10 protein-coding genes are annotated in these 20,316 nt (G+C 40.1%); 6 read left to right on the forward strand and 4 right to left on the reverse strand.

Annotation, left to right across the window (positions count from 1 at the left end; genetic code table 11):
* Positions 1-138 precede the first annotated feature (138 nt).
* Complete coding sequence (locus TOL5_RS22380; protein ID WP_228740309.1) at positions 139-6,726, forward strand: BapA/Bap/LapF family prefix-like domain-containing protein; 6,588 nt, start codon at positions 139-141, stop codon at positions 6,724-6,726.
* Positions 6,727-7,126: 400 nt separating this feature from the next.
* Here the strand turns inward: TOL5_RS22380 and polA are convergent, their stop codons facing one another.
* A complete protein-coding gene (gene polA / locus TOL5_RS04240; protein ID WP_121775808.1) occupies positions 7,127-9,889 on the reverse strand; it encodes a DNA polymerase I in 2,763 nt (920 codons plus the stop codon).
* Positions 9,890-10,051: 162 nt separating this feature from the next.
* Here polA and TOL5_RS04245 point away from each other — a divergent pair, with 162 nt between their 5' ends.
* Both TOL5_RS04245 and TOL5_RS04250 read left to right on the forward strand, forming a co-directional pair.
* On the forward strand, positions 10,052-12,766 hold the full coding sequence (locus TOL5_RS04245) for a DUF2339 domain-containing protein (RefSeq protein ID WP_162987741.1): 2,715 nt from the start codon (positions 10,052-10,054) through the stop codon (positions 12,764-12,766).
* 845 nt (positions 12,767-13,611) lie between these two features.
* Positions 13,612-13,932 (forward strand): DUF2834 domain-containing protein, encoded by a 321-nt coding sequence (locus TOL5_RS04250; protein ID WP_058971843.1) that lies wholly within the window; start codon positions 13,612-13,614, stop codon positions 13,930-13,932.
* 434 nt (positions 13,933-14,366) lie between these two features.
* On the opposite strand, the gene TOL5_RS04255 is transcribed toward TOL5_RS04250, so the two are convergent.
* Both TOL5_RS04255 and TOL5_RS04260 read right to left on the reverse strand, forming a co-directional pair.
* Complete coding sequence (locus tag TOL5_RS04255; protein ID WP_004829940.1) at positions 14,367-15,542, reverse strand: thiolase family protein; 1,176 nt, start codon at positions 15,540-15,542, stop codon at positions 14,367-14,369.
* A 116-nt stretch (positions 15,543-15,658) separates the two neighbouring features.
* Positions 15,659-16,081 (reverse strand): GspH/FimT family protein, encoded by a 423-nt coding sequence (locus TOL5_RS04260; protein WP_009585928.1) that lies wholly within the window; start codon positions 16,079-16,081, stop codon positions 15,659-15,661.
* A gap of 484 nt (positions 16,082-16,565) precedes the next feature.
* On the opposite strand from TOL5_RS04260, the gene omp38 reads away from it, so the two are divergent.
* The 3 genes from omp38 (at position 16,566) to TOL5_RS04275 (ending at position 18,776) form a co-directional block, all read left to right on the forward strand.
* Positions 16,566-17,597, forward strand: a complete 1,032-nt coding sequence (omp38, locus tag TOL5_RS04265; RefSeq protein WP_221260661.1) for an outer membrane protein Omp38 — start codon at positions 16,566-16,568, stop codon at positions 17,595-17,597.
* Positions 17,598-17,713: 116 nt separating this feature from the next.
* Complete coding sequence (locus tag TOL5_RS04270) at positions 17,714-18,169, forward strand: OmpA family protein (RefSeq protein ID WP_009585935.1); 456 nt, start codon at positions 17,714-17,716, stop codon at positions 18,167-18,169.
* A 76-nt stretch (positions 18,170-18,245) separates the two neighbouring features.
* Entirely contained in the window at positions 18,246-18,776 is a 531-nt protein-coding gene (locus TOL5_RS04275; RefSeq protein WP_121775520.1) for a peptidase C39, read from the forward strand.
* Between the two features lie 68 nt (positions 18,777-18,844).
* Here the strand turns inward: TOL5_RS04275 and TOL5_RS04280 are convergent, their stop codons facing one another.
* Positions 18,845-20,050: an RtcB family protein gene (locus TOL5_RS04280; RefSeq protein WP_121775521.1), complete on the reverse strand. Its 1,206-nt coding sequence runs from the start codon at positions 20,048-20,050 to the stop codon at positions 18,845-18,847.
* Between the last annotated feature and the right edge of the window lie 266 nt (positions 20,051-20,316).

Below are 20,316 nucleotides of genomic sequence, written 5' to 3' on the forward strand. Positions count from 1 at the left end.
TTAATTATCGATTTATTTTTTACTCATAAATATCTCCCAACCCCATCAAAAATTTCATTTTTGTAGGGTTTCTGCGTGCATATTTTTAAGTAATTGATTTTTTAAAAGATAAATGTACATAATCTCCTTAGGTAAAAAATGGCTAATTTTGTTGTAATTGAAAAAGATTCTTTAAGTAAATCAACGGTAGATACCAACCATATCACTTTGTCAGAAGCATCAATTATTCATACTAAAATGAATAGAGATGATGTGGCTGAATATATTCGAGATGGTGATCATTTATTATTAAAGCTTAAAAACGGTGAAGTGATTGTTATTGAAAACTTCTTTGTAGTTCACCAAGAAGTAACTTCAGATTTAGTCTTTGAAGATGAAGATGGTTGTATCTTATATTGGTTTGATGGAGTTTCAGGCTTTAAAGAAATCACAGGGCTGGAAGCATTATTACCTGAAGCAAGTAGTCATTTGACTGGAATGCTTCCTTGGCTGATTGGGACAGGTGTAGTCGGTGGTGTCATCGCAGCAACACATGATAATGATAAAAATAAAGAAAATATTCCCAATGGGAAAAATAGTGTTGAAGTAAAAACGGATGGCTCAATCATTGGTAAAACAGAAAATATTCCTGAAGGAACGAAAGTTGTTATTACCATTACAGGACAAGACAAGAACGGAAATACATTAAGCAAAGACATCGAAGTTACTGTTCAGCCAGATGGAAGCTATACAGCTGAAGTTCCAGAAGAATTTGTGGATGGTGATTTGACTGTAAGTTCAGAAGTTGTTGATCGTAATGGCAATACTGTTCAAGCGGAAGATCAGTTAGGTAAAAATGCGACTGATGATCCAAATACTCCAGAGGACGAAAGTGCTGGGCTTGATCGTGTAGACAGTAACATAGACATTCACATTGATAATACAGGTAAAATCACTGGAACCACCACAGATGTTGCACCGAATAGCGATGTGGTGATTACCATCACCGGTAAAGATGCAGCAGGCAAAGATGTCGTGATTCACAAGACAGTGAAGACCGATGCTGATGGCAACTACCAAACAGAACTTACGGTCGCTGATGGCATCGTAGATGGATCGGCAGTGAATGTTGAAGCCACGACTACAGATCGCAACGGTCAAGGTGTTGGACCAGCAAGCGATCATCTTGCAGGTCAAGGTGATAACGACAACGATCCAAGTACGCCTGACGATACTGGCTTAGACTTGGTCACAGCTGAGATTACGGTTGAGATCAATACAGCGGGTAAAATCACTGGAACCACCACAGATGTTGCACCGAATAGCGATGTGGTGATTACCATCACCGGTAAAGATGCAGCAGGCAAAGATGTCGTGATTCACAAGACAGTGAAGACCGATGCTGATGGCAACTACCAAACAGAACTTACGGTCGCTGATGGCATCGTAGATGGATCGGCAGTGAATGTTGAAGCCACTACTACAGATCGCAACGGTCAAGGTGTTGGACCAGCAAGCGATCATCTTGCAGGTCAAGGCGATAACGACAACGATCCAAATACGCCTGACGATACTGGCTTAGACTTGGTCACAGCTGAGATTACGGTTGAGATCAATACAGCGGGTAAAATCACTGGAACCACCAAGGATGTTGCACCGAATAGCGATGTGGTGATTACCATCACAGGTAAAGATGCAGCAGGCAAAGATGTCGTGATTCACAAGACGGTGAAGACCGATGCGGATGGCAACTACCAAACAGAACTTACGGTCGCTGATGGCATCGTAGATGGTTCAAGTGTCACTGTTGAAGCGACTACTACAGATCGTAACGGTCAAGGTGTTGGACCAGCAAGCGACCATCTTGCAGGTCAAGGCGATAACGACAACGATCCAAATACGCCTGACGATACTGGCTTAGACTTGGTCACAGCTGAGATTACGGTTGAGATCAATACAGCGGGTAAAATCACTGGAACCACCAAGGATGTTGCACCGAATAGCGATGTGGTGATTACCATCACCGGTAAAGATGCAGCAGGCAAAGATGTCGTGATTCACAAGACAGTGAAGACCGATGCTGATGGCAACTACCAAACAGAACTTACGGTCGCTGATGGCATCGTAGATGGTTCAAGTGTCACTGTTGAAGCGACTACTACAGATCGCAACGGTCAAGGTGTTGGACCCGCAAGCGATCATCTAGCAGGTCAAGGCGATAACGACAACGATCCAAGTACGCCTGACGATACTGGCTTAGACTTGGTCACAGCTGAGATTACGGTTGAGATCAATACAGCGGGTAAAATCACTGGAACCACCACGGATGTTGCACCGAATAGCGATGTGGTGATTACCATCACCGGTAAAGATGCAGCAGGCAAAGATGTCGTGATTCACAAGACAGTGAAGACCGATGCTGATGGCAACTACCAAACAGAACTTACGGTCGCTGATGGCATCGTAGATGGTTCAAGTGTTACTGTTGAAGCGATTACTACAGATCGCAACGGTCAAGGTGTTGGACCAGCAAGCGATCATCTTGCAGGTCAAGGTGATAACGACAACGATCCAAGTACGCCTGACGATACTGGCTTAGACTTGGTCACGGCTGAGATTACGGTTGAGATCAATACAGCGGGTAAAATCACTGGAACCACCAAGGATGTTGCACCGAATAGCGATGTGGTGATTACCATCACCGGTAAAGATGCAGCAGGCAAAGATGTCGTGATTCACAAGACAGTGAAGACCGATGCTGATGGCAACTACCAAACAGAACTTACGGTCGCTGATGGCATCGTAGATGGATCGGCAGTGAATGTTGAAGCCACTACTACAGATCGCAACGGTCAAGGTGTTGGACCAGCAAGCGATCATCTTGCAGGTCAAGGTGATAACGACAACGATCCAAGTACGCCTGACGATACTGGCTTAGACTTGGTCACAGCTGAGATTACGGTTGAGATCAATACAGCGGGTAAAATCACTGGAACCACCACGGATGTTGCACCGAATAGCGATGTGGTGATTACCATCACCGGTAAAGATGCAGCAGGCAAAGATGTCGTGATTCACAAGACAGTGAAGACCGATGCTGATGGCAACTACCAAACAGAACTTACGGTCGCTGATGGCATCGTAGATGGTTCAAGTGTTACTGTTGAAGCGACTACTACAGATCGCAACGGTCAAGGTGTTGGACCAGCAAGCGATCATCTTGCAGGTCAAGGTGATAACGACAACGATCCAAGTACGCCTGACGATACTGGCTTAGACTTGGTCACAGCTGAGATTACGGTTGAGATCAATACAGCGGGTAAAATCACTGGAACCACCAAGGATGTTGCACCGAATAGCGATGTGGTGATTACCATCACCGGTAAAGATGCAGCAGGCAAAGATGTCGTGATTCACAAGACAGTGAAGACCGATGCTGATGGCAACTACCAAACAGAACTTACGGTCGCTGATGGCATCGTAGATGGTTCAAGTGTCACTGTTGAAGCGACTACTACAGATCGCAACGGTCAAGGTGTTGGACCAGCAAGCGATCATCTAGCAGGTCAAGGTGATAACGACAACGATCCAAGTACGCCTGACGATACTGGCTTAGACTTGGTCACAGCTGAGATTACGGTTGAGATCAATACAGCGGGTAAAATCACTGGAACCACCACAGATGTTGCACCGAATAGCGATGTGGTGATTACCATCACCGGTAAAGATGCAGCAGGCAAAGATGTCGTGATTCACAAGACAGTGAAGACCGATGCGGATGGCAACTACCAAACAGAACTTACGGTCGCTGATGGCATCGTAGATGGATCGGCAGTGAATGTTGAAGCCACTACTACAGATCGCAACGGTCAAGGTGTTGGACCAGCAAGCGATCATCTTGCAGGTCAAGGTGATAACGACAACGATCCAAGTACGCCTGACGATACTGGCTTAGACTTGGTCACGGCTGAGATTACGGTTGAGATCAATACAGCGGGTAAAATCACTGGAACCACCAAGGATGTTGCACCGAATAGCGATGTGGTGATTACCATCACCGGTAAAGATGCAGCAGGCAAAGATGTCGTGATTCACAAGACAGTGAAGACCGATGCGGATGGCAACTACCAAACAGAACTTACGGTCGCTGATGGCATCGTAGATGGTTCAAGTGTCACTGTTGAAGCGACTACTACAGATCGCAACGGTCAAGGTGTTGGACCAGCAAGCGATCATCTAGCAGGTCAAGGTGATAACGACAACGATCCAAGTACGCCTGACGATACTGGCTTAGACTTGGTTACAGCTGAGATCACGGTTGAGATCAATACAGCGGGTAAAATCACTGGAACCACCACAGATGTTGCACCGAATAGCGATGTGGTGATTACCATCACCGGTAAAGATGCAGCAGGCAAAGATGTCGTGATTCACAAGACAGTGAAGACCGATGCTGATGGCAACTACCAAACAGAACTTACGGTCGCTGATGGCATCGTAGATGGTTCAAGTGTCACTGTTGAAGCGACTACTACAGATCGCAACGGTCAAGGTGTTGGACCAGCAAGCGATCATCTTGCAGGTCAAGGTGATAACGACAACGATCCAAATACGCCTGACGATACTGGCTTAGACTTGGTCACAGCTGAGATTACGGTTGAGATCAATACAGCAGGTAAAATCACTGGAACCACCACAGATGTTGCACCAAATAGCGATGTGGTGATTACCATCACCGGTAAAGATGCAGCAGGTAAAGATGTCGTGATTCACAAGACGGTGAAGACCGATGCGGATGGCAACTACCAGACAGAACTCACGGTCGCTGATGGTATCGTAGATGGATCGGCAGTGAATGTTGAAGCCACGACTACAGATCGCAACGGTCAAGGAGTTGGACCAGCCACCGATCATCTTGCAGGTCAAGGCGATAACGACAACGATCCAAGTACGCCTGACGATACTGGCTTAGACTTGGTCACAGCTGAGATTACGGTTGAGATCAATACAGCAGGTAAAATCACTGGAACCACCACAGATGTTGCACCAAATAGCGATGTGGTGATTACTATCAAGGGCTATGATGAAAATGGAGAACAAGTTGAAGTTGATAGAACGGTTCAAACAGATTCAAATGGTCATTATGTTTATGAGTTAACGCCAGCAGATGGTATTGCAACAGGTACACAAGGTTCTACAGTAGATGTTGTTGCAAAAACCAATGATCGTAATGGAAATACGATTCAAGATCATGACGTAGAAACAGTTGATCCTGTGATCAAAAATGATCAGTCAACAGGTGTGACAAATGGCGATAACTCCATTATTGGTACATCAGGTGATGATCTAATCGCAGGAGATACGGGTGGTTTAAAAACAAACTTTGTGGCAGGAAAGAACTATAACGTATCCATCGTTTTAGACTTGTCAGGAAGTATGCTATTTAATATGGCAGGAACGATTAGAAATGGCGCGAATGTTCCAGAAGGCGAAACCCGTCTTGAAATTGCCAAGAAAGGTTTAAAAGCCTTTATTCAACAGATGGTTGATCATGACGGTACGATTAATTTACAAATCGCATCTTTTTCAGCAAATAATAGTCTTGGAAACACCGTCAATAAAATCTATACCAATGTAAGCGTAGACAATATTGATCAAATCTTTGCGGATATTGGAACTGGAAAAAATGATGGACTTCAAGCAGGAGGCGGAACTTATCCTGAAATAGGTTTTAATAAAGCCGTAAATTGGTTCAATGATGTGTCTGATGCTAACTTTGAAAATCAAACATATTATATTACGGATGGTGAGCCAAATAGTTCGCAAAACACACTAGATAGCGCCTTCCGTCCATTGGCTGATCAAAGTAAAGTCTTTGCTGTTGGTGTGAGTAGTGCTGTAAGTGATGCAACTGTGTCACGCTACGACAATACAGATGCGAATGGAAACAAGCTACCTGGTGCTTGGAGTGGTTCAAATCATGGAGAAGCGAAAGCAATTGCTGATGCGGATAAACTCATTGCATATTTGATCGGCGGTTCAGAAAACTTTGTACCTGCTGATGTAGGCAGCGATACCATTAAAGGTGGTGCAGGTGATGATATCTTGTTTGGTGACGCGATGAATACCAACTGGATTACATGGTCAGGTAGAGATCCTTTGATGCATCCACAATATTCAGGTTATTCAACACTGATTGCGTATTTAAAAGCAGAAGTCACAAGTGGAGCAGAACCAACCCAACAGCAAATTTATGATTTTGTGAAAGAAAATTATAAGAAATTTGTTGAAGCTGATGCGAATGACCCAGTCACTAAGGGTGGGAATGATACGATCTATGGTGGTGCTGGTGATGACATTATTATTGCAGGTGCAGGTAATGATATTATTTATGGCGGTTCTGGCAATGATATTATTTCTACAGGTCGTGGTAATGACACCATCATGTATGATGTGCTTATCAATGCTGATGCTACTGGCGGCAATGGTACTGATGTTTGGGTGGATTACCAATCAAACGATAAAATTGAATTCAGTTCTGATTTCTTTGATGGCTTACTTTCAGATAAAAGTAATATTGGAGAATTTATCAAAATTGAAGATGATGGTCGCGGTAATGCAGTACTCAAAGTAGATCGTGATGGTAGTTTAAATACTCAGCATGAATGGGCGGATATATTAATTATTGAAGGTAAGAGTAAAATAGATTTAATGGATATGATTAATCAGCAAATTGTGATCGGCTAAGTATTCTTGGCTTTGATAGATTAAAATCTAATTTTTTATAAATAAAAATGCTCCATTTGTGGGGCATTTTTATTTGACAGAATATATTGGAAAATCAATCTAAAATATTAAATCTCATTCATCCATCAAAATCTCATCTTTATCAACCATTACGCGAAGAGTTGAAAAAATACAGATTTACTGTAAAGGCGGATCAACAAAGCTATATACTGAAGATCACGTTGATTCAGTCTAGGATAAGTTGATCAACAACAAAAGCCCAAATAATTGATTCTAAAAATAGTCCACGCAATTAAGATAGAAGTGTTTTGATTTGACTTCCATCTTAATCTTGTGATGCGAAGGATATGTTTTAATCTACGCTCCCTTATAAAGAGAATAGATTAAAAACTGGGCTTACTTAATGTGCCTCTCCCCAGTTCTTGCCTTGACCAACCTCAACCTCCAAAGGGACAGATAAAGTCACAACTTTTTGCATGACATCTTTAATCTGTTTAGCCACTTGATCGGCAACAGCTTCATCGACCTCAAACACCAATTCATCGTGAACCTGTAAAAGAAGTTTTGCTTGATCTTTAGGTAGGATTTTATCAACTTCAATCATTGCCATTTTAATGATTTCTGCTGCTGAGCCCTGCAATGGCGCATTAATTGCAGCACGTTCAGCACCTTTGCGCACCATCATATTCCGTGCATCAATATCTGGTGTATATAAACGACGACCTGTAATGGTTTCAACAAAACCTTGCTCCAAAGCGACCTGACGAGTACGTTGCATATACTCATAAATGCCTGGATAACGGTGGAAATATTGTTTGATGTAGTTTTGTGATTCTTCACGGGTAAAGCCCAATTGACGAATCAAGCCAAACTCAGACATCCCATACAATAAGCCAAAGTTCACGGCTTTCGCTTGACGACGTTGGTCAGAAGTCACATTTTCAAGAGCAACGCCCAATACTTCAGATGCTGTGCGGCGGTGTACATCTTGCCCATTTTTAAAGGCATCGACTAGAGCATCATCTTGCGAAAAATGTGCCATTAAACGTAATTCAATTTGAGAATAATCGGCAGCGAGTAACACACGACCTTTGGGTGCAATAAATGCTTTACGAATTTGTCGCCCAATTTCTTCACGTATTGGAATATTTTGTAAGTTCGGATCTGTTGAAGATAAACGACCAGTTGCAGTTAACGCTTGATGATAGCTCGTATGTACTCGGTGGGTATCATTATTCGCTTGTTTGACCAAAGCCTCAGTATAAGTACTTCGCAATTTGGTTAAACCACGATACTCAATGATCAGTTGGGTTATTGGATGATCAATTTTTTCCAAGACAGCTTCAGAGGTACTGTATTGTCCTGTTGCTGTTTTCTTGCCCCCTTTTAAACCCAGTTTTTCAAATAAGACTTCACCCACTTGCTTTGGTGAGCCGACATTAAAAGATTCACCAGCGATCTCAATAATTTGATTTTCAAGGTTTTGAATTGTATTGGCAAAATCAACACTGAGTTGATCCAAAAATTTTAAATCTAGCTCAATACCATTTTCTTCCATACTGGTCAGAACGCTGGCAACAGGCATTTCAATATTGTGTAAAATTCCGCTGAGCTCAGGGATTTCTTTGAGTTTTCGTTCTAATACTTCATAAAGGCGATAAGTGACATGCGCATCTTCTGCTGCGTAATGACCAGCAGTTTCAATATCAATTTGATTAAAGGTTTTTTGCTTCGTCCCTTTACCCGCAACCTGTTCAAAGGTTGTCGTTAAATGACTCAGATAAACACGAGCAACATCATCCATACCATGACGAGTTGCTACTGAGTTCAACACATAAGATGCCAACATGGTGTCAAAGAACCAACCTTGTAGATGAATCCCATGGTTTTCAAAAATATGCGCATCATATTTTAAATGATGCCCAATTTTTTCAATATTTGGATCTTCTAAAATAGGTTTAATTTGTTGAATGATTGTTTCGCGATTGAGTTGCTCTGGCGCATCTTCATAATCATGTGCTAAAGGGATGTAATAGGCATCATGCGCATCGAATGCAAGCGAGAAACCTACCATTTCAGCAACACGATAATCCAAACTTGTGGTTTCTGTATCAATTGCAAAGCGTTTTGCCGTACTTAAACGCTGGAATACTTTGTCCCAAACATCTTGACTTAATACAGTATGATATGTTGCTTCACCTAAACGGTCATCGACACTTGAACTTGTGGCTTGATCGGTGATTTCACTTTCAACAGCTTGTTCAGTTTTGATGGCACTTTGTGCAGTTTGTTTATAGGTTGAACTATTGGGATTGTTGGGATGATCTAAAGACTGTAATTGGTTACGGAACTCAAGCTCTGTATATAAGTTGCGCAATGCTTCAACATCAGGATCGCAAAGTTTTAAGTCTTCATAGCTGATGTTTAAATCAAGGTCAATGATGATGCTGGCAAGTTGATGATCAAGAGTAATCCCATCAACATTGTCTTTTAGACTTTGTCCAACTTTACCCTTGATATTGTCCACATTTTTTAAAATGCCATCGATTGAACCATATTCATTTAAAAGCTTGGCGGCAGTTTTTGCACCTACCCCAGGAACCCCACGAATACCATCTGATGCGTCTCCCATTAAAGTAAGATAATCAATAATCTGATCTGGACGTACTCCAAATTTTTCAATGACACCATCAACATCCATTGGTTTGTCTTTGAAACTGTCTTCCAATGTCACTTTATCTGTCACCAACTGCGCCATGTCTTTATCGCCAGTTGAGATCAAAACTTGATAACCTTCTTTTTCAGCACGTTTGGCTAAGGTACCGATAATGTCATCAGCTTCAGCACCTGGAAGGGTGTGAAGTGGAATCCCCAAGGCGCGAATTAGCGCATGTAAATAAGGAATTTGTTGGGATAATTCTTCAGGCATACTTGGGCGATCACCTTTATAAATCGGTGAAAGCTGATGACGAAAAGTCGGTTCAGGTGTGTCGAAAATAACAGCCATATGGGTTGGTTGTACACGACGCATAAGCTTTTGGATTGCCGAGATTGCTCCACGAATCGCATTGGTCTGTAATCCCGTTGATGTTGTTAGAGGTGGGAGTGCGTGAAAGGCACGAAATAAAAAGTATGACCCATCGACCAATACAAATGGTGGCATTGATATTTTCCTAATTCAAATTACCGCTTTATTGTACGTGATTTTTCTCTGTTGCGTAGTGGCAACCATCGTGCTTGTGTTACTGAATATCTGATGAATTAACAGAATCATGTTGGAATGCTGTTGTATGATCAACATATTGAAGATGAAGAAAGTAAAAATATGCTGAAAGGGCAGAGTGAAATTCGTATTATCTGGTTAATGATGCTCATCATAATTGCGGTGAGTGCATGGTTTTTAGATGCGCACGTATTGACTTATCTCTGTGGTTTAGCTTTTGTCATGAGTGTAATGCACTATGTCGATGCGATTCAAAATCCGATGTTAGATATCGCCCAAAGCATGCGTTTACCGTTACATAGTACCTCAAAAGTCCCGCTCTATATTTCTTCTATCATTGCTGTCGTCGGATTAACCCTACATTTGAGTTGGATGGTGGGGCTAGGTTTAACGGCATGGATTTTCTTTTTTCTTAGATGGTTGAGGCGTCTAGAACGTTATCTCACACAAGTTCAAATACAAATTCAGTCGCTTGAACATTCTGCGAATCGATCAACTGCTTCATTATCAATTCCTTCAACGCAATCTGAAGAAGTCCCACGAGATTCCGCAACGAGTTTGATTTCACAAATTCAAGATTGGATTTTTAAGGGGAATCCTGTACTGAAAGTTGCCATATTGGTGTTGGTCATTGGCATTATACTGTTACTGCGTTTTGCAACAGAACATTGGCAATTGAGTCTCGTGATTAAACTCACATTGGTTGCTTTATCGAGTATCGCAATTACTACACTTGGTTTGAGTCTGCAAAGTAAAAATCGTAGTTTTGCATTGGCACTGGAGGGATTGGGGCTTGCTGGATTATCTCTCACCTTATTTTTTGCATATTATACCCATGTAATTCCTAATATTTATCTGGCAAGTCTTTGCTTTGTTATGATTATGCTAATTACACTCAGCTTAAGCTTAAAGCAGCAAAGTGTTGAATTGGCACTTATGGCAATGTCAATTGCCTACATTGCACCCTTTACCTTACCCGTACGCGACGCCACTGTCGTTGAGCTTTTGACCTATTATTTGCTGATTAATATTGCAATTGCGATAATGAGCACTTTGAGACCGTGGAAATATCTGAATCAAATCGGTTTCTTGGTTACAGCAATCGTTGGGAGTGTTTATGCAATTGGTCATGGTGATTTACAAGACAAACAGACACTTACCCTTTTAATTTTCGCGCATACAGCTGTTTTTATTTGGTTAGGTTTCCGTTTTAGCCAACTAATTGCCAAACAAGATGTTGAACAATTTAAGCTTAAACCGAGTTTAGATATTGCCTTGATTTTTGGTGCTCCGATTGTCAGCTATCTTTTTCTATATTTGCTTTATTTTCATCAAAGCATGTTATTGGCGAGTTTTAGTTTAGCTTTTGCTGCGCTTTTCGCAGGTATTTATCAATTTTCAAAACGTAATCAGTCGATTCAATTGATTTCACAGAGTTATTTTAGTCTTGCCTTGATCTTTATGGCTTTGATTCCACCTATTTTATTACATGGACAATGGAGTGTAGTCGGATGGGTACTCGAAGGGTTATGTATATGGGGTTATGCATTATATCGACAATCAGCAATTAGCCGTTATTTGGCGATGGCATTGATGGTCGTCGCAGGGGCAACAAGCCTGTATTATTTATTTAAACTGCCAAGCTTCCCAACCACAATGTACTGGTATTTATGTATTAGTTATATTTTTGCAGTGTTATTGGGAAATAGTCGTGAGGCATTTCGACAGCAACTGAATGCGCTGTCTATCTTATTTCTGAGTTTATTGATGATTGCAGCAACGTCGATGTTGCTTATTCTACTGCTTGACTATTTTAATGGTGCTTATCGCTACATATACACATTGCTGATACTCAGCGCTACTTATCTGTTGATGAATGAATTGATGCTCAAGTTAAAAGCATTATCAACATGGTTGATCCCCAAGTGGATTGGTATTATTCCTATTTATGTTTTTGCACTGATTCTTTTATTGGATATAAGTCAAAATGGTGTATTGGTTTGGCAAACTGACATTGATCGATGGGGAATGACATTAGCAGGATTGATATTGACCACACTATGGTTAAGACCTTTTCATGCGCTACGCTTTGTGGAAGAGTGGGTAAGTTTAGGCGTTTTAATCAGTTTAAGCTTAGCTAGCTTAACTTTAATTCCTTCTACACCTTATATTAGTGTCGTGATATTACCTTTATTGTTTTGTGGGTGGTGCTTTATTCAGAAAAGTAAGGATTGGAAAATTTTTTGGCAAACACGAACCAGTTTGGCGCTGATGCTGATATGGATCATCTGTTCGCAATTATTTTCTCAACAGGCTTTTCAAGGCTATTTATTGCCAATCTTGAACCCATTTGATTTGGTGAGTATTGCAATGTTAATGGGCTTTTTATGGATGCTCAACTTGCAACAGAAGCTGGCTCTACAACAGGGTACAGACCAAGGTATTCTGGCTGTTTTGTCGGTTTTAAGTCTACTTTGGTTAAGTAGTTATATGGTTCTGCGTGCGCTACATGTGTATTTTGCTACACCTTATAATCAATTGGATTTATGGCAAGATGCGACGGCACAATTAAGTTTGACCTTACTTTGGGTGAGCCTGGCGTTGATTAGTATGAGTTTTGCCAGCCGTAAACAATTACGTCCTGTATGGATTTTAGGTGGCAGCATTCTGGTCATTGTGACCTTGAAGCTGGTTTTGCTTGATTTATCTCATATCGGCACACTGACCCGGGTCATATCGTTCTTGGGAGCAGGTTTTGTAATGTTACTCATCGCCTATATTGCCCCTATTCCTGAACCAAAGCGTTTAGAGTCTTAATTAAGTCTGTGGATGGATCATGGTGAGTTATTGAAACCTTAGTGTTCGTTGAGTTAAGTTCTGAGATGATTTTAGTTAGAATGTGGCTAAATTTTATTTATTCTGAATCTTCTAGTATGACTTAGAAATAAATATACCAAGTTCAAGCTTATCACGAGATACTTTATTTTAGCGTTTCAATCAAATCGCTAAGATGGTGCCCAGTAATAGAAGCCCCGTATATGTTTCGTCAATGTTTAGATTTATCTCAATATTAAATACTTTTTACTAAGACAAAAAAGCTGATTAGAGATTTTGATCAATGCGTGGTATATTTTTGATATTTATTTATATTTAACCTAAGTTCGATGTAATTAAATCTTCAACTCATTGAAAAATAATAAATCTCTATGTAGTCTTGCTGCGTTTTCATCCAATTTTAGGATGAGGAGCGGAGCTCCGCAAGCGCAACCATTAATAGCGTTTCATTTCTCTTGATCAATAAAATGAAAGCGATCAATAGATTGTTTGATGATCTAAAGCTTACACTGCCATGCTTTACTTCTAAAGTTTAAATTGTTTTGCGTAGACGATGCCTCACTTTTCAGAGATGAAAAGTGACAAAAATCTTTCGTTGAGCGAGGGGTACATCCTCATACCCCCGCTCAACATGGCGACATCCATGTCGCCTCACGATAGCAAGACCATCTATGATTGAAAAGTACTAAATAAATGAATCATCCAAATCACTTGTATGAATAATCAGGCGGTTTGGATGTATCATCTTTCATCAAGGATTTTTATCGAACTCAGGTTATATTTAAATCTTTTGAAAATAAGGTCAATTTAATTAGAAAGGAATAATCATGAAAAGAATATACGCGCTATTGACCCTCCTTGGAATCATCCTTCCATTCTCACAATTTATCCTGTGGTTAAATCAACATGGATTAAACTTAACCCTGTTTTTTCAGCAAATTATTGATAACCCAATCGCTGCATTTGCATGGCTAGATGTCATTGTCACTGTTGTGGTGATTGTCGTTATGGTGATACAGGATGGTCAACAACTGAAAATGAATAGATTATGGGTCCCTGTCATTGCTTCGCTGATGGGCGGAGCATCAGTCGGACTGCCTCTATTTTTATATATGAAACAATGTCATCTTGAGCGAAGAGCAGTATAAATCACAGCATTCTTGAAAATTTACATGGTATAAACAAGGCGCTTTTACAGTCTTATATTTTGAGAAAAGTTTTCACTGATTTGCGTAGGCGAAGCGTTACTTTACTCAATCAATTTTTTTAACGGTCTTCTTGCACTGTAAACAAAATAGAGTCTTATTTTTGCTCATATACCCCCGCTCAACATGAAGATATTCTTGTCGCCTCACGATCGCGATGTCAGGCAAGATTGGCTGATGAAAAAAAGTAAAGATATTCTATTGATATAAAGTGAATCATATTGATTGGTAGCATATAGGCTTGAGCCTTTTAACAGAGACGTGGGATGGATTTGGTTTTTTTATCGAATGACGATAAAATAAGATGAAATAAAAAGGCATCAACCATAATGGTGATGCCTTTTTATTTCAATGAGTTTTAATCTATAAGAAAAAGCTTAAAGAATTTCAATCGCCACAGCGGTTGCTTCACCACCACCAATACACAATGCTGCAATACCTTTTTTGCCACCTGTACGTTTTAATGCGTGGATCAACGTCAAGATAATGCGTGAGCCTGTTGAGCCTACAGGATGTCCTAATGCGCAGGCGCCACCATTGATGTTGACTTTTTCTGCATCTAATTTGAATTCATCGATTGGACACATAGTGACCATAGCAAAAGCTTCATTGATTTCCCATAAGTCGACATCTTGAGCATCCCAGCCTGTTTTATTTAAAACTTTTTGGATTGCACCTACAGGGGCAATGGTAAATTCAGATGGATGTTGAGAGTTTGAAGCATAAGCCACAATTTTTGCTAAAGGTTGCAGACCTTTTGCCTTTGCAACATCTGTAGAGGTTAAAACTAAAGCAGATGCACCATCCGAAATTGAGCTGGCATTTGCAGCCGTGATGGTTCCATCTTTAGCAAATGCTGGACGTAAGGTTGGAATTTTTTCAATATTGGCATTAAACGGTTGTTCATCTTGATCAATAACCACATCACCTTTACGACCTGAAACAGTCACAGGTACGATTTCGTCTTTAAACCAACCTTCAGTAATGGCTTTTTGAGCACGTTGTAAAGAACGAATGGCAAAGTCATCCATTTGTTGACGGCTATAACCTTTGCTATTCGCCATATCCTGTGCAAAAGATCCCATTAAGCGACCAGTTTCAGCATCTTCCAGTCCATCAAAGAACATATGGTCTTTGACTTCACCATGTCCCATACGATATCCACCACGGGCTTTCGGCAGTAGATATGGTGCGTTGGTCATCGACTCCATACCACCAGCAACAATGATCTCTGCAGAACCTGCTTTAATCGCATCAGCGGCTTGCATAACAGCTTTCATGCCTGAACCACATAGTTTATTGATTGTGACTGCACCTGTTGAATCAGGTAAGCCAGCTTTACGCATCGCTTGACGAGCAGGACCTTGTTTCAAACCAGCAGGGAGTACACAACCCATAATGACTTCTTCTACATCATTGGGTTGTAAACCAGCGCGCGCAATTGCTTCTTTAATGGTTACAGCACCTAATTCAGGCGCAGTGACATTGGCTAGGCTACCTTGAAAACCGCCCATTGCAGTACGTGCACCATTGACAATTACGATGTCAGTCATTGTTCTGATCTCCACATGATTCTTGTTAAATATATCCAAAACTTAAGCAGTATATAAAAAACAGCACAAGAATAAATGCTGAATATGCAATATATGTAGACGCTAGAGAACAGTTTTTAACATTTTTCAGTAGGCTCCTTATTTAAAGTCGCCATTCGTCCGATTTTATAGCGGGTATTGTTGTCAGTATCATGATGCCCACAATAGTAAAAACTGCCTGGTGAACCACGTGGTAGTCCGGTATCGCCTTGAAGGGTTAATACATCACGACTACTGGCACTCCCAATCCAAGTCAAGGTTCCATATTTAATATTTTTTTCAGTTTTAAGGAGTATGAGCTCGCCATCATCAATCTGCTTATTTTTATTACGATCTGTAAAAATAATTATGCCTTTATGCCATGTGTTTTTTTCACATTGGACCAAGCTTTCCGACGAACATATGACAACTGTTGTTCGTCGTGCCAATGCCTGACTTCTTGCATAAGAAACATGCTGTTGAATCATGGGATGAATCGATCGAAATTCTTGCTTTTGCATCCAATCATGATAAAAAGGCAAACTGATTAGGCAAATTATTGCAACGATAACAATTATGCTTATAAGCTCAAACAAAGAAAAACCTTGTTCTTTACAATAAAAATACATGTTTTAATCTTCTGTTAAGTATTGTTTTTTATTTGAAAAATAATGACTTGTCTATTAAATCTTATTGAAACGCTTTTGTAGTAAAATATTTATTACTATCACTTTCTTTTACTGCTAAAATACAGATAGTAAAAAGATAAGCGATTCACGAAAAAAAATTGAGTAGAAAGTTACCGAATTACAACGGAAATTGTAAGTAATTTTGTCAATAATTTACTTGATTAAAGTTATCAAGCACTTGGAAAAAGCCTCAAGTGTTTGTATGATTCAACGTGAGTAGCTTAAAAATAATACTGGGGTATTAAAATTTATCTCAGGGTAGCCAATAAATTTTAGGCTAGGCTTGAACAACAATTGTTATCTCTGGAGGATATCCATGAAATTGAGTCGTATCGCACTTGCTATGCTTGTTGCTGCTCCACTCGCTGCTGCTAATGCTGGTGTAACTGTTACACCATTAATGCTTGGTTACACTTTCCAAGACACTCAACACAACAACGGTGGTGACAAAGGTGAGCTAACAGCTGGTCCTGAGTTACAAGACGATTTATTCGTTGGTGCTGCACTTGGTGTTGAACTTACTCCATGGTTAGGTTTCGAAGCTGAATATAACCAAGTTAAAGGTGATCTTGACGGTACTGGCGTTCCTGGTTCTGAATACAAGCAAACTCAAATCAACGGTAACTTCTATGCTACTTCTGATTTGATCACTAAAAACTATGACAGCAAAATCAAGCCATACGTATTGTTAGGTGCTGGTCATTACAAGTACAAACTTGATGACATGTCATACCACAACAACGAAGAAGGTACTTTAGGTAACGCGGGTGTTGGTGCTTTCTGGCGCTTAAACGATGCTTTATCTCTTCGTACTGAAGCTCGTGGTACTTATAACTTTGACGAAAAATTCTGGAACTATACTGCTCTTGCAGGTCTTAACGTAGTTCTTGGTGGTCACTTGAAACCTGCTGCTCCTGTAGTAGAAGTTGCTCCAGTGGTTCCAGTTGCTCCAACTCCAGTAGAACCAGCTCCACAAGTTCTTACTGAAGATTTGAACATGGAACTTCGTGTGTTCTTTGATACAAACAAATCAAACATCAAAGATCAGTATAAACCAGAAGTTGCTAAAGTAGCTGATGCGTTGAATACATTCCCGAATGCGACTGCTCGTATTGAAGGTCACACAGATAACACTGGTCCACGTAAGTTAAACGAACGTTTATCTTTAGCTCGTGCTAACTCTGTTAAATCAGCGCTTGTAAGCGAGTACAACATTGATGCATCTCGTTTGTCTACTCAAGGTTTCGCTTGGGATCAACCGATTGCTGACAACAAAACTAAAGAAGGTCGTGCTATGAACCGTCGTGTATTCGCGACGATCACTGGTAGCCGTACTGTAACTAAATAATTAATTATTTAGTTAAAAAAAGGCGACTCAATTGAGTCGCTTTTTTATTGGAAATACATATAATTGGTCAATATCTAAATAAAACTGAAGCAAAAATCAATAATTATAGGTTAGTCATGAAATACGTGATTCTAGGATTGATGTTGTTGAGTTTAACTGCTTGCACGTCTACGCCCATAAATAGCAATACTGTTTCCATCCAAAAACAATATCCAAACGAAGTAAAGTCTTTGAAACATGGGCTTTCTATATATTTTCAGCCGAAATCGACTGAAATCGATCCGCAATATCGCCCAGCTTTATCAGTTGCTGCACAGTTATTGCAAACCAATAAAAATTTTGTGCTTAATATCGAAGGACATACAGACAGTTCAGGCTCATTGGCTGCAAATAATAAAGTCTCATTGACACGTGCAAATATCGTCAAAGATTATTTAGTGAGTGAATATAAGGTTAATCCTGATCAATTGATTACTCTTGGTTTGGGCCCAACAAAGCCTATCGCAGATAATAAAACTGCGGAAGGTAAAGCAAAAAATAGACGGGTCACTGTTATTTTAAAAATTAAGTAAATTCACAATAGAACTGAATTTTTTTCTATACACGTTATAATGATTTACTCAGATTTTTTAAGTGTTTGGATTGTGAATGAGTCTACAACTTCCTGATGAATTACTGGATTTAGAGGCCAATGGCGGTATTTTTGCGGTCTGGATGCTGATGCAAAATTATGCTATCCAAGTTGATATTCAAACGCTTGTTCAGCTTTGCAAGCATGATTCTGAAGATGGAACATTTACAATAGGCTTGGCAGTTGGGCTTAAAAAATTAGGTTTTGATGTTGTATTTCATACAGCAGATGATCCCAATATCCACTTCAAAGAAATTGAGCATTACACAGAGGCAAATCGTCTAGGTTTGACTATTGAACAACCCTTAACTTATCAAGATATTCAAACCAACATTGAACAGGGTTATGCCATTGTTGTCTATTATGACACTTTAGAGGGGATTGGTAATCACTCCTTGGTGTATTCAATTGATGATCAAGAAATATGTTTTTATGATAGCTTTGATCCAATGCAAAAAAATATTTTTGAACAACAATGCCAGGCTGAAGGTATTTGCCAACAGGTCATCGTCATTCGTGAATATTGTCCTAAGCTCCGATACAGTTAACTTTGCCTTCGATTTCCTCTTTGCAAATCGAAACTCACAAAGAGGAAGTGCTTAACTACAATTAAGACTTAGCCTTTAATACACAATACTTGTTTAAGGGTATGCACCACTTCAATCAAATCGCTTTGATTTGCCATAACTTGATGAATATCTTTATAGGCACTAGGGATTTCATCTACTACGCCTTTGTCTTTACGACACTCAACGCCAGCAGTTTGTGCGATTAGATCTTGCTGATTGAACATGTGTTTAGCTTTCGTTCGACTCATTTTCCGTCCTGCACCGTGTGAACATGAACAGAATGAATCTGGATTGCCTTTGCCTTTTACAATAAAGGATTGCGCGCCCATTGACCCCGGAATAATTCCGTATTCATCAAGCCCTGCACGAATTGCACCTTTGCGGGTAACAAAGACTTCTTCACCAAAGTGAAGTTCTTTTTGCACATAATTATGATGGCAATTAATCGCTTCTTTGGTCATCTGAAAGCTGGGTAATAATGGACGAATGGCTTCCAAAATTAAACGCATCATTTCACGTCGATTTTCAAAAGCATATTCTTGTGCCCATTCAACAGCTTCAACATAATCATCAAAGTTGCTTGAACCTTCTGCAAAATAGCTCAAGTCTTTATCAGGTACATGACCAAAACGGTTTTGCGCTTCTTTTTTGGCACGTTCAATAAAATACGTACCAATCACATTGCCTAAACCACGGCTACCCGAATGTAGCATGACCCAAACATCCTGATTTTCATCAAGGCAAAGTTCAATAAAGTGGTTTCCACCCCCTAAAGTTCCAAGTTGTTTCTGCCAAGTGACATCAAAACTACGTAACATACGTTTTAATGCTGGATGCTTGTCAGTAATTAACTTTAGTTTTTTATCTAAAGGAGAAAGTGTTGATGCTTTGGCTTTAATTTGCTTGTGTATTTCAAAGCCAACAGGAACTTTTCTTTCAATTGCGTTACGTAAACTACTCAAGTTGTCGGGAAGTTGAGCAGCTTTTAGACTTAATCTTAAAGCATTCATTCCACAACCAATATCCACACCCACAGCAGCAGGAATGATGGCATTTTTAGTCGGAATCACACTACCTACTGTAGCCCCTTTACCTAAATGTACATCAGGCATGACTGCAATATGCGAGTGAATAAATTGCAGCTGTGACATCTTTCGTAGCTGTGTCAGGCTTTCTTCATCTACATCCGTAGTATAAATTTTTACAGGAACGCCATATTCTGCTTTGGCGTTCAAAATCATTTGTATGCCCATTTTTTCATTCTCTAAGCAAATTATTTTTATTGTCCGAAAGTTTTAAATAAATATTACCCATCCATGACTCGGATTCAATAGGCAATAAAAAACCTAGCGAATGCTAGGTTTGAAACTGACATTCGGACACTTTGATTAAATCAGTGTCCGTGAGTAGACGACGACTTAATCTTAATTCAATGTTTTCTCAAGTTGTTGCATGTCGTACTCCTGTTTATTTTTTGATTCGAAAATCAAAGACCAAAATTCTGTTTGGATATTACCCA

The sequence above is a fragment of the Acinetobacter sp. Tol 5 genome, from assembly GCF_019702905.1.
GTDB classification, from domain to species: Bacteria; Pseudomonadota; Gammaproteobacteria; order Pseudomonadales; family Moraxellaceae; genus Acinetobacter; species Acinetobacter bereziniae.